The sequence below is a fragment of the Klebsiella terrigena genome (assembly GCF_006539725.1).
GTDB lineage: Bacteria > Pseudomonadota > Gammaproteobacteria > Enterobacterales > Enterobacteriaceae > Klebsiella > Klebsiella terrigena.
Map to the genome: position 1 here is coordinate 119,798 of NZ_BJNO01000010.1, position 11,791 is coordinate 131,588.

11 protein-coding genes are annotated in these 11,791 nt (G+C 58.0%); 9 read left to right on the plus strand and 2 right to left on the minus strand.

From position 1 onward, the window contains the following. Positions 1 to 124: 124 nt before the first annotated feature. Positions 125 to 1,195, plus strand: coding sequence for a sn-glycerol-3-phosphate import ATP-binding protein UgpC (locus RTE01_RS13355; protein WP_041143045.1), 1,071 nt, complete (start codon positions 125 to 127; stop codon positions 1,193 to 1,195). Next, positions 1,192 to 1,932: a glycerophosphodiester phosphodiesterase gene (ugpQ, locus tag RTE01_RS13360; RefSeq protein WP_115191737.1), complete on the plus strand. Its 741-nt coding sequence runs from the start codon at positions 1,192 to 1,194 to the stop codon at positions 1,930 to 1,932. The genes RTE01_RS13355 and ugpQ overlap by 4 nt, the downstream gene beginning before the upstream one ends. Positions 1,933 to 1,950: 18 nt before the next feature. On the opposite strand, the gene RTE01_RS13365 is transcribed toward ugpQ, so the two are convergent. After that, entirely contained in the window at positions 1,951 to 2,274 is a 324-nt protein-coding gene (locus RTE01_RS13365; RefSeq protein ID WP_041143043.1) for a DUF2756 family protein, read from the minus strand. A 120-nt stretch (positions 2,275 to 2,394) separates the two neighbouring features. Between RTE01_RS13365 and ggt the strand changes: the two genes are divergently transcribed. After that, positions 2,395 to 4,137, plus strand: coding sequence for a gamma-glutamyltransferase (ggt, locus tag RTE01_RS13370; protein WP_115191738.1), 1,743 nt, complete (start codon positions 2,395 to 2,397; stop codon positions 4,135 to 4,137). Between the two features lie 45 nt (positions 4,138 to 4,182). On the opposite strand, the gene yhhY is transcribed toward ggt, so the two are convergent. After that, positions 4,183 to 4,662 carry an N-acetyltransferase gene (gene yhhY / locus RTE01_RS13375; protein WP_166793793.1) on the minus strand — a complete coding sequence of 160 codons (480 nt, stop codon included), beginning with the start codon at positions 4,660 to 4,662 and terminating at the stop codon, positions 4,183 to 4,185. Positions 4,663 to 5,021: 359 nt separating this feature from the next. Between yhhY and RTE01_RS13380 the strand changes: the two genes are divergently transcribed. From RTE01_RS13380 to asd, 6 genes are all read left to right on the plus strand, one after another. Beyond that, positions 5,022 to 6,059: an oxidoreductase gene (locus tag RTE01_RS13380; RefSeq protein ID WP_134528018.1), complete on the plus strand. Its 1,038-nt coding sequence runs from the start codon at positions 5,022 to 5,024 to the stop codon at positions 6,057 to 6,059. A gap of 121 nt (positions 6,060 to 6,180) precedes the next feature. Then, positions 6,181 to 6,876: a quercetin 2,3-dioxygenase gene (gene yhhW / locus RTE01_RS13385; protein ID WP_041143039.1), complete on the plus strand. Its 696-nt coding sequence runs from the start codon at positions 6,181 to 6,183 to the stop codon at positions 6,874 to 6,876. 194 nt (positions 6,877 to 7,070) lie between these two features. Continuing rightward, positions 7,071 to 8,066: a gluconate operon transcriptional repressor GntR gene (gene gntR / locus RTE01_RS13390; RefSeq protein ID WP_041143038.1), complete on the plus strand. Its 996-nt coding sequence runs from the start codon at positions 7,071 to 7,073 to the stop codon at positions 8,064 to 8,066. A 186-nt stretch (positions 8,067 to 8,252) separates the two neighbouring features. Then, positions 8,253 to 8,783: a gluconokinase gene (gene gntK, locus RTE01_RS13395; protein WP_004868532.1), complete on the plus strand. Its 531-nt coding sequence runs from the start codon at positions 8,253 to 8,255 to the stop codon at positions 8,781 to 8,783. Next, the gene (gene gntU / locus RTE01_RS13400; protein WP_041143037.1) at positions 8,783 to 10,123 is read left to right on the plus strand and encodes a gluconate transporter; all 1,341 of its coding nucleotides are present in this window, start codon (positions 8,783 to 8,785) and stop codon (positions 10,121 to 10,123) included. The genes gntK and gntU overlap by 1 nt, the downstream gene beginning before the upstream one ends. A 471-nt stretch (positions 10,124 to 10,594) precedes the next feature. Beyond that, positions 10,595 to 11,701 (plus strand): aspartate-semialdehyde dehydrogenase, encoded by a 1,107-nt coding sequence (gene asd, locus RTE01_RS13405; protein WP_134528015.1) that lies wholly within the window; start codon positions 10,595 to 10,597, stop codon positions 11,699 to 11,701. Positions 11,702 to 11,791: the final 90 nt, after the last annotated feature.

Sequence of the window (11,791 nt, forward strand, 5' to 3'; positions counted from 1 at the left end):
TTTTTGCCCGGTACCGCGTTACTCGCGTCTTATTTGGGCCCACCAAACTGCGACGCTTGCGCCTTGCCCCGAGCAAAAATAGCCGCCAGCGACGTTCATGAACAATCAAGGGATACAACCTTTTATGGCAGGACTTAAATTACAGGCAGTAACCAAAAGCTGGGATGGCAAAACCCAGATTATTCAGCCGCTGACGCTCGACGTGGCGGACGGGGAGTTTATCGTGATGGTCGGGCCTTCCGGTTGCGGCAAATCGACCCTGCTGAGGATGGTGGCCGGGCTTGAGCGCGTGACCAGCGGCGATATCTGGATTAACCGCCAGCGCGTTACCGAGATGGAGCCGAAGGATCGCGGCATTGCGATGGTGTTCCAGAACTACGCCCTCTACCCGCATATGAGCGTGGAGGAGAATATGGCCTGGGGGCTGAAAATTCGCGGGATGGGTAAAAGCCTGATTGACGAGCGGGTACAGGAAGCGGCGCGCATTCTGGAGCTTGATGGCCTGCTTAAGCGCCGCCCGCGCGAGCTCTCCGGCGGCCAGCGCCAGCGCGTGGCGATGGGCCGCGCCATCGTCCGCGATCCGGCAGTATTCCTGTTTGATGAACCGCTGTCGAACCTTGATGCCAAGCTGCGCGTGCAGATGCGTCTGGAGCTTCAGCAGCTGCACCGTCGGCTGAAAACCACCTCGCTGTACGTCACCCACGACCAGGTTGAGGCGATGACCCTTGCTCAGCGGGTGATGGTGATGAATAAAGGCGTTGCCGAGCAGATTGGTACGCCGGTTGAGGTGTACGAAAAGCCGGCCAGCCGCTTTGTGGCGAGCTTTATCGGCAGCCCGGCGATGAACCTGCTCGACGGGCGCATCAGCGACGACGGCAGCCGTTTCGAACTGGAGGGCGGCCTGCATCTGCCGATCAATAGCGAGCATCGTCGGCACGCCGGGCGTAAGATGACCCTCGGTATCCGTCCGGAACATTTTGCCACAGGCCCCGAGACGGAAGGCGGCGTACCGCTGGTGATGGATACGCTGGAAATTTTAGGTGCCGATAACCTCGCCCACGGGCGCTGGGGCGCGCAGAAGCTGGTCGTCAGGCTGCCGCATCAGCAGCGTCCGGCGGCGGGCAGCACGCTGTGGCTGCATCTGCCGCAGGATCATCTGCACCTCTTTGATGGTGAAACAGGACAACGCGCATGAGTTACTGGCCTTACCCCCATATCGTCGCCCATCGCGGCGGTGGAAAGCTGGCGCCGGAGAATACCCTCGCCGCTATCGATACCGGCGCTCGCTTTGGTCATACCATGATTGAGTTCGACGCCAAGCTGTCGAAAGACGGGCAAATCTTTTTGCTGCATGACGATAATCTCGAGCGCACCAGCAACGGCTGGGGCGTGGCGGGCGAGCTGGCGTGGCATGAGCTGCTGAACGTCGATGCGGGAAGCTGGTACGGCCGCGAATTTAAAGGCGAGCCGCTGCCGCTGCTCTCTGCCGTGGCGGAGCGCTGCCGTCAGCTGAACATGATGGCCAATATCGAAATTAAGCCGACCACCGGCAGCGGGCCGCTGACCGGCAAGGTGGTGGCCTTAGCGGCCCGCGAGCTGTGGCACGGCATGACCGCGCCGCTGCTGTCATCGTTTGAAATTGACGCCCTGGAAGCGGCGCAGCAGGCGGTGCCTGAGCTGCCGCGCGGGCTGCTGCTGGACGAGTGGCGTGAGGACTGGCGCGAGCTGACCGCCCGGCTGGGCTGCGTGTCGATTCACCTGAACCATAAGCTGCTTGATGAGGCGCGGGTGGCGAGCCTGAAGGCGGCAGGTCTGCATATTCTGGTGTATACCGTCAATAAACCCCAGCGTGCCGCCGAGCTGCTGCGCTGGGGCGTCGACAGCATCTGTACCGATGCGATAGACGTCATCGGCCCCAACTTCCAGCCCTAATCTGCCGACAGGCGGCCTTTACGGGGTCGTCTGTCGCTGCAGCATGCCACCGTTACTATTCGGCAGCACCTGCTGCTGAGAATTCACGTTCCCGCCCTGCAATGCGCGCTGCTGGTTGTTGTTCAGCTGCGTTTGAAGATGCTGCTGCTGAGCGCGCGTCTGGTTCTGCATATCCTGCTTCAGCATGCTCTGATGCTGCTGCTGCTGGACCTGCATCTGGTTTTGCATCCGCTGCTGGCTGGGGATGACGTACCCCGGCTGGTTGGGATTGTTGGTGGTATTAAGCGGCTGTGCCAGGGCGGTCAACGGCATCAGCACCGCCAGAAATAGTATTGCCTTCATTGTTCTCTCCTCCCGTGCGTGGGATCACTTAAGTGTACCTCCTTTCCGGCATAACAATGATTTTTTAGGACTTATCAACCAGGCTTATGCAGGGACAAAAACAGATTCAGGAGTATGGCAATGATAACAACACTATTCTGGCGTCAGGCGGTCATCGCTTTGCTGCTGGCGGGCGGGAGCTTTACCGTCGCCGCCAGCCCTGCCCCGCCTCCCGTATCCTACGGGGTTGAAGAGGACGTCTTTCATCCGGTGCGCGCCCAGCAGGGGATGGTGGCGTCGGTTGATGCCCTGGCTACCCGCGTCGGCGTGGATATTTTGCGCCAGGGTGGAAACGCCGTCGATGCGGCGGTGGCCGTGGGCTATGCGCTGGCGGTCACGCACCCGCAGGCGGGCAATATTGGCGGCGGCGGCTTTATGATGCTGCGTACCAAAGACGGTAAAACGACGGCCATCGACTTCCGCGAAATGGCGCCGGAACAGGCGACCCGCGATATGTTCCTCGATGACCAGGGCAACCCGGACAGCAAGAAGTCGCTGACCTCGCATCTCGCCTCCGGCACGCCGGGCAGCGTGGCCGGCTTCTCGCTGGCGCTGGAAAAATACGGCACCATGCCGCTGAACAAGGTGATTCGCCCGGCCATCAAGCTGGCTGAAGAGGGCTTCACGGTCAACGATGCGCTGGCGGACGACCTGAAAACCTACGGCAGCGAGGTGATCCCGAATCACGCCAACAGCCGGGCTATCTTCTGGAAAAACGGTGAGCCGCTGAAAAAGGGCGACAAGCTGGTGCAAAAACAGCTGGGGAAAAGCCTGGAGCTGATCGCCGAGCACGGCCCGGACGCGTTTTATAAAGGGGCGATAGCCGACCAGATTGCCGATGAGATGCAAAAAAACGGCGGGCTGATCACCAAAGCGGACCTGGCGAACTACCGGGCGGTGGAGCGCACGCCGATAAGCGGCGACTATCGCGGCTACCAGGTGTTCTCGATGCCGCCGCCTTCCTCCGGGGGGATCCACATCGTGCAGATCCTCAATATCCTTGAAAACTTCGATATGCATAAGTTCGGCTTCGGCAGCGCGGACGCCATGCAGGTGATGGCGGAAGCGGAGAAGCACGCCTATGCCGATCGCTCTGAGTACCTCGGCGACCCGGATTTCGTTAAGGTTCCGTGGCAGGCGCTCACCAGCAAGGCCTACGCCAAATCGATAGCCGAGCAGATCGATATCAACAAAGCGAAACCCTCCAGCCAGATCCGCCCGGGCAAGCTGGCGCCTTACGAGAGCAACCAGACCACCCACTTCTCGGTGGTGGATAAGGACGGCAATGCGGTGGCGGTGACCTACACGCTGAACACCGTTTTTGGTACCGGCATTGTGGCGGGGAACTCCGGGATCTTAATGAACAATCAGATGGATGATTTCTCGGCGAAGCCCGGCGTGCCTAACGTCTATGGGCTGGTAGGCGGTGACGCCAACGCCGTCGGGCCGAAAAAACGCCCGCTGTCGTCAATGTCGCCGACGATTGTGGTGAAGGACGGTAAAACCTGGCTGGTCACCGGCAGCCCGGGCGGCAGCCGGATTATCACGACGGTGCTGCAAATGGTGGTGAACTCCATCGATTTTGGGATGAACGTAGCGGAAGCCACCAACGCACCGCGCTTCCATCATCAGTGGCTGCCCGATGAGCTGCGGGTTGAGAAGGGCTTTAGCCCGGATACGCTGAAGCTGCTGGCCGATAAAGGGCAGAAAGTGGTGCTGAAAGAGGCGATGGGCAGCACGCAGAGTATTATGGTCGGCCCGGACGGTACGCTGTACGGCGCCTCTGACCCGCGTTCACCGGGGGATTTAACCGCCGGATACTAGGGCTATTTTCCACCCTCTCCCGGAGCGGGAGAGGGTGGGGAAGGGCTACTCCTTCAGGCGGGCCATAAAGAGGGCATCGACGTATTCACCGTTGCGCAGCGCAAACTTACGCCCGGTCCCCTCAACGCTAAAGCCGTATTTGCGATAGACGGAGATGGCGGAGGCGTTATCAGCGAATACCGTTAATTCAATGCGTTCGACGCGCAGCCAGTTATCGCACAGGTTGATCATCTCGCGCATCAGGGCGCTGCCGACGCCGCGTCCGTGAAAGGGTGCCGCCACGCTCATACCGAAGGTCGCAACGTGGCTACGCCGCGGGCGGGATTCAACGCTCAGCATCAGGTGGCCGACGACCTGTTCATCGATGCTGGCGACCAGGTGGTGGCTGTTTGGCCGGGGCTGTAGCCGCTCCTGCCACATTTCCATTGCCGGATGAGGTAGCTGTAGCGTGTCGTGATAGACCTCCGGGTGTGCAGTCAGCTGACGTAACGGTTCTGCATCGCGCGGTTCGGCGTGGCGTATCACTATCTCACTCATTCCTCTTCTCCTTAGTGCCTGCATATCAGGCTTTAACTGCTCGTTGAGTCCCTTTCAACATCCCTGACTTTGAAAAACGCGTCAACGGCTATTTTTTGCAAAAAGAAGTAGACAAGTGCGAATGAGAATGATTATTATTGTCCTGCATTCAGGGGGACCCTTGCGGAAAGCCTGAAAGCACGACATTGCTCACATTGCTTCCAGTATTACTTTAGCCAGCCAGGTGCTGGCTTTTTTTTTGCCTTTTTTTGCCGGTCGTTTTCCGCCATCGTCAGTGGGTTAAGGGTTAAGTTCGTCGCCGGGGTGCGCTATGGTTAGCAGCAGAAACCTCAACTAAGGACTGCGTTATGACTCTGCACTGCGCATTTATTGGATTCGGTAAAAGCACCACCCGCTACCATCTTCCTTACGTTCTGCACCGCAAAGACCGCTGGCACGTGGCGCATATCTATCGCCGTAGCGCGAAGCCGGAAGAGCAGGCCCCGCAGTACTCGCATATTCACTTCACCAGCGATCTCGATGAGGTACTTAACGATCCTCTGGTCAGGCTGGTGATTGTCTGCACCCACGCCGACAGCCACTTTGACTACGCGAAGCGCGCGCTGGAAGCGGGCAAGAACGTGCTGGTGGAAAAACCCTTCACCCCGACGCTGGCGGAAGCGAAAGCGCTGTTTGCGCTGGCAAAAAGCAAGGGGCTGACGGTAACGCCGTACCAGAACCGCCGCTTTGACTCCTGCTTCCTGACCGCTAAGAAGGCGATTGAAAGCGGTAAGCTGGGCGAGATCGTTGAAATTGAAAGCCACTTCGACCTCTATCGCCCGGTGGCGGAAACGCAGCCCGGACTCGCGCAGGATGGCACCTTTTATGGCCTTGGCGTGCATACGCTGGATCAGATAATTTCCCTGTTCGGCCGCCCGGATCACGTGGCGTACGACATTCGCAGCCTGCGTAATAAGGCCAACCCGGATGATACCTTCGAGGCCCAGCTGTTCTACGGCGACCTGAAGGCGATTGTTAAAACCAGCTATCTGGTGAAGCTGGCGTATCCGAAATTTATCGTTCACGGCCATAAAGGGTCGTTTTTCAAATACGGCATCGACCAGCAGGAAACCAGCCTGAAGGCGAATATCATGCCGGGCGAGCCGGGCTTTGCGGCAGACGAGAGCATCGGCCTGCTGGAGTACGTGGATGATAGCGGCGCGAGCGTGCGCGAAGAGCTGCGGGTGGAGCCCGGCGACTACGGACGGGTGTATGATTCGCTCTACGAGACCGTGGTAAACGGGGCTGAGAATTACGTCAAGGAATCTGACGTTCTCACCAATATGGAGATCCTCGAACGCGGCTTCATGCAGCCACCGCCAGCCACGATAACCCTCGATAAATAAGCTTCCTGAGCTCCTCTGCTCTTATTCATATTTTTTGAACAGAGGAGTCAATTTTCACCCTCTATGATCGTTAGCGGAATGGGTCCACACTTATTCCATCGAAAACATACGGGGGTGCAACATGATCTACTTACGCAAAGCTAACGAACGCGGTCACGCTAATCATGGCTGGCTCGATTCCTGGCATACTTTCTCTTTCGCCAACTATTACGACGCCAATTTTATGGGCTTTTCCGCTCTGCGCGTGATTAACGATGACGTGATTGACGCCGGCCAGGGCTTCGGGACCCACCCGCATAAAGATATGGAAATTCTGACCTACGTGCTGGAAGGGGTGGTTGAACACCAGGACAGCATGGGTAACAAAGAGCAGGTTCCTGCGGGTGAATTCCAGATCATGAGCGCCGGTACCGGGGTTCGTCACTCTGAATACAACCCGAGCAGCACCGAACGTCTGCACCTGTATCAAATCTGGATTATGCCGGAAGAGAACGGCATCGCTCCGCGCTATGAGCAGCGCCGGTTTGATGCGCTGCAGGGCAAACAGCTGGTGCTGTCGCCGGACGCTCGCGAAGGCTCGCTGAAAGTGCATCAGGATATGGAACTGTACCGCTGGGCGCTGCTGAAAGATGAGCAGTCGGTCCATCAGATTGCCGCGGAACGTCGCGTGTGGATTCAGGTCGTCAAAGGTGAAGTCACCATCAACGGCACCAAAGCGACCACCAGCGATGGCCTGGCGATTTGGGATGAGCAGGCTATCTCGGTTCACGCCGATAGCGACAGCGAAATCCTGCTGTTCGATCTGCCGCCGGTTTAATACTCAGTCCTGCTTTTTTCCGCTCACCCGGTCGCCAGCGCGGCCGGGGATTTTTGGCGCAGCGGCCGCAGCGCCGCTCGCCTGATTGCGGCCATTAAGGCTAAATAAAGTCGTTAGCGCGCGTTTCTCCGGGAAGGTTGCGCTTTGTCCGTGATAAACTGAGAGAATCTCTCCCATTTATTACAGTCAGGACGATGAAAAAGAAAAGACCCGTACTTCAGGATGTAGCCGATCTTGTCGGCGTGACCAAAATGACGGTCAGTCGCTTTTTACGTAACCCGGAACAGGTTTCCGAGGCTCTGCGTGGCAAGATTGCCGTTGCTCTCGATGAACTGGGTTATATTCCCAATCGTGCCCCTGATATTCTCTCCAACGCGACCAGCCGCGCCATCGGCGTGCTCCTGCCCTCGTTAACCAACCAGGTCTTTTCTGAAGTGCTGCGCGGTATTGAAAGCGTCACCGATGCTTTTGGCTACCAGACCATGCTGGCGCACTACGGCTATAAGCCTGAAATGGAAGAAAAACGCCTGGAGTCGATGCTCTCGTGGAACATCGACGGCCTGATCCTCACTGAACGTACCCACACGCCGCGCACGCTGAAAATGATCGAAGTCGCCGGGATCCCGGTGGTCGAGCTGATGGACAGCCGCTCGCCGTGCCTCGATATCGCCGTCGGTTTTGATAACTTCGACGCCGCGCGCCAGATGACCGCCGCCATTATTGCCCGCGGCCATCGCCACGTTGCCTATCTTGGCGCACGTCTTGATGAACGTACTATCATCAAGCAGAAGGGGTACGAGCAGGCGATGCACGACGCGGGCATGACGCCGTACAGCGTGATGGTCGAACAATCTTCTTCCTACTCGTCAGGGATTGAGCTGATGCGCCAGGCGCGTCGCGAATATCCGCAGCTGGACGGGATCTTCTGCACTAACGATGACCTCGCGGTCGGCGCGGCCTTTGAGTGCCAGCGTCTGGGATTACGCATTCCGGATGATATGGCGATTGCCGGCTTCCACGGCCACGATATTGGCCAGGTTATGGAGCCGCGTCTTGCCAGCGTGCTGACGCCGCGTGAGCGGATGGGACGCATCGGCGCCGAGCGTCTGCTGGCGCGTATTCGTGGTGAGACGGTTACCCCTAAGATGTTAGATTTAGGTTTCACATTGTCACCGGGTGGATCTATTTAAACTGACAAGTTTGAAGTAGATCACACATATTCACTTCTGGCACGAATGGTGATTGCTTCTCCCTAAGTCCGGCATGACAATGTTACCGATAACAGTTACCCGTAACAATCAACCTGTGCGCGCGCCGTTCACGTCGAATCCAAACGACCTGAAGGACGACGCGTATGTGTCCAGTGGGAGGAAGCTTTGAGCACGACTAACCATGATCACCACGTCTATGTCCTGATGGGCGTTTCCGGCAGTGGAAAATCCGCTGTCGCCAGCGAAGTGGCGCATCAGCTGCATGCCGCGTTTCTCGACGGCGACTTTCTGCATCCGCGTAGCAATATCAACAAGATGGCTTCCGGCGAGCCGCTGAATGACGACGACCGCACGCCGTGGCTTCAGGCGCTGAACGACGCCGCCTTCGCCATGCAGCGGACCAATAAAGTGTCGCTTATCGTGTGCTCGGCGCTGAAAAAAAGCTATCGCGACATCCTGCGCAAAGGCAACCCGAACCTCTCCTTCGTCTACCTGAAAGGTGATTTCGACCTGATCGAAAGTCGTCTGAAGGCGCGCAAAGGCCACTTCTTCAAAACCCAGATGCTGGTAACGCAGTTTGAAACCCTGCAGGAGCCCGGCGCAGACGAAGGCGATGTGTTAATCGTCGATATTGATCAATCGCTGGAAGGCGTGGTCGCGAGCACCATTGAGGTGATCAACAAAGGCAGTAACTAGTGAGTACATTAACGCTTGTTTTAACAGCAGTCGGCTCCGTTTTGCTGCTGCTGTTTTTAGTCATGAAGGCGCGTATGCATGCCTTCGTGGCCTTGATGGTGGTTTCTATTGGTGCAGGTCTCTTTTCCGGGATGCCGCTGGATAAAATTGCGGCAACCATGGAAAAAGGGATGGGTGGGACACTCGGCTTTCTGGCGATCGTCGTGGCGCTGGGGGCGATGTTCGGTAAGATCCTTCATGAAACCGGCGCCGTCGACCAGATAGCCGTTAAGATGCTGAAGTCTTTCGGCCACAGCCGGGCGCATTACGCCATTGGCCTGGCCGGCCTTATCTGCGCGCTGCCGCTGTTTTTCGAAGTGGCTATCGTGCTGCTGATTAGCGTTGCCTTCTCGATGGCGCGCCATACCGGCACCAACCTGGTGAAGCTGGTCATTCCGCTGTTTGCCGGCGTTGCCGCCGCTGCGGCATTTCTGCTGCCGGGGCCCGCGCCTATGCTGCTGGCGTCGCAAATGCACGCCGATTTTGGCTGGATGATCCTGATTGGCCTCTGCGCCGCGATCCCGGGGATGCTGATCGCCGGACCGCTGTGGGGCAACTTTATCAGCCGCTATGTCGAACTGCATATTCCTGACGACATCAGCGAGCCGAGCCTCGGTGAAGGCAAGATGCCGTCGTTCGCCTTTAGCCTGTCGCTGATCCTGCTGCCGCTGGTGCTGGTGGGGCTGAAAACGGTCGCCGCGCGCTTTGTCCCGGTTGGCTCGAGCACCTATGAATGGTTCGAATTTATCGGCCATCCGTTCACCGCGATTCTGGTAGCGTGCCTGGTGGCGATTTATGGCCTGGCGGTACGTCAGGGGATGGCGAAAGATCGGGTGATGGAGATCTGCGGCCACGCGCTGCAGCCTGCGGGGATTATCCTGCTGGTCATCGGTGCCGGTGGCGTCTTTAAGCAGGTGCTGGTGGATTCCGGCGTCGGCCCGGCGCTCGGTGAAGCGCTGACCGGTATGGGTCTGCCAATTGCGATTACCTGCTTCGTGCTGGCGGCCGCGGTGCGCATTATCCAGGGCTCTGCGACGGTCGCCTGCTTAACGGCGGTTGGTCTGGTGATGCCGGTTATCGAGCAGCTGAACTACAGCGGCGCGCAAATGGCGGCCCTGTCGATTTGTATCGCCGGCGGTTCAATCGTCGTGAGCCACGTCAACGACGCGGGCTTCTGGCTGTTCGGTAAGTTTACCGGCGCAACGGAAGCCCAGACGCTGAAGACCTGGACCATGATGGAAACCATTCTCGGCACCACCGGCGCCATTGTCGGTATGATTGCGTTTTCGCTACTCAGCTAAACGTTAAATAAGCGAGTCCGGCACAGCGCTGCCGGGCTCTTTTCGCCTGACGGCAGACGCCGTTTTTATCCTCGCTTCCTGCCCGCATCCATGCCCCCTTTTTCGCCTGACTCCGCGCCATAATGAGCGCTACGACAAAAGCCTGACGTCTCAGCAGCCCCCGCAGCGCAAGGGTTTGTCGGGTTTTGCTGCGCTGCGGTTAGCGGCCCATTTTCCGCGTAAATCCATAATCCAGATCAATAAAAACGCGGCGGAAATTATTCCCTTTTCGCCACGCTTTCCCCGATAATCTTTAAGGTTTTCCTGAATGCCGATGGCTGGGGATGCTGCATAAGATAAGTTGCTTTACTGATTGCCGGGCAATCATTGATTAATTTCACTTGCGACTTTAGCAGCATTTTGTAATGTGAAGGATGATCCAGTAGGAAACTGGCTTGGCACAAACAGCACACATCTCCCAGGAAATACGTTATGAAAAATGTTGGTTTTATCGGCTGGCGCGGAATGGTCGGCTCTGTACTCATGCAACGCATGGTTGAAGAGCGCGATTTCGACGCCATTCGCCCTGTTTTTTTCTCCACCTCTCAGCTGGGGCAACCTGCTCCATCATTCGGTGGCAGCACCGGCGGTACGCTTCAGGACGCGTTTGACCTGGAAGCACTGAAGGCGCTGGATATCATTGTGACATGCCAGGGCGGCGATTATACCAACGACGTATATCCGAAGCTGCGTGAAAGCGGCTGGCAGGGTTACTGGATTGACGCCGCGTCTTCGCTGCGCATGAAGGACGACGCCATCATTATTCTTGACCCGGTTAACCAGGACGTGATTACCGCCGGCCTGAATAATGGCGTGAAGACCTTCGTTGGCGGCAACTGTACCGTCAGCCTGATGCTGATGTCCCTCGGCGGCCTGTTTGCACAGGATTTAGTCGAGTGGGTCAGCGTCGCGACTTACCAGGCGGCCTCCGGCGGCGGCGCGCGCCACATGCGTGAACTGCTGACCCAGATGGGCCAGCTGCACAGCCACGTTGCGACGGAGCTGGCTAATCCGGCTTCCGCTATTCTGGAGATTGAGCGCAAGGTCACCTCGCTCACCCGCAGCGGCGATCTGGCGGTAGATAACTTTGGCGTACCGCTGGCCGGTAGCCTGATCCCGTGGATCGACAAGCAGCTGGATAACGGCCAGAGCCGTGAAGAGTGGAAGGGCCAGGCGGAGACCAACAAAATCCTCGCCACCTCAGCGGCCATTCCGGTTGACGGCCTGTGCGTGCGCGTTGGCGCGCTGCGCTGCCACAGCCAGGCGTTCACCATCAAGCTGAAAAAAGACGTTTCTATCCCGACCGTTGAGGAGCTGCTGGCAGCGCACAACCCGTGGGCGAAAGTGGTCCCTAACGATCGTGATATTACCATGCGCGAGCTGACTCCGGCTGCCGTCACCGGCACCCTGACGACGCCGGTTGGTCGCCTGCGTAAGCTGAATATGGGGCCGGAGTATCTCTCGGCCTTCACCGTCGGCGACCAGCTGCTGTGGGGCGCAGCCGAGCCGCTGCGCCGGATGCTACGGCAGCTGGCGTAATCACAGGATGAATAAAAAGGGGGTGTCTGACACCCCCTTTTTTTGCGTAATACAAGGAGTAAACGCGGATGTTTGATTTTTCTCAACGGG

Coding starts and splice junctions, on each gene's coding strand:
- RTE01_RS13355 (WP_041143045.1), top strand. CDS start 125: ATGGCAGGACTTAAATTACAGGCAGTAACCAAAAGCTGGGATGGCAAA.
- ugpQ (WP_115191737.1), top strand. CDS start 1,192: ATGAGTTACTGGCCTTACCCCCATATCGTCGCCCATCGCGGCGGTGGA.
- RTE01_RS13365 (WP_041143043.1), bottom strand. CDS start 2,274: ATGAAGGCAATACTATTTCTGGCGGTGCTGATGCCGTTGACCGCCCTG.
- ggt (WP_115191738.1), top strand. CDS start 2,395: ATGATAACAACACTATTCTGGCGTCAGGCGGTCATCGCTTTGCTGCTG.
- RTE01_RS13380 (WP_134528018.1), top strand. CDS start 5,022: ATGACTCTGCACTGCGCATTTATTGGATTCGGTAAAAGCACCACCCGC.
- yhhW (WP_041143039.1), top strand. CDS start 6,181: ATGATCTACTTACGCAAAGCTAACGAACGCGGTCACGCTAATCATGGC.
- gntR (WP_041143038.1), top strand. CDS start 7,071: ATGAAAAAGAAAAGACCCGTACTTCAGGATGTAGCCGATCTTGTCGGC.
- asd (WP_134528015.1), top strand. CDS start 10,595: ATGAAAAATGTTGGTTTTATCGGCTGGCGCGGAATGGTCGGCTCTGTA.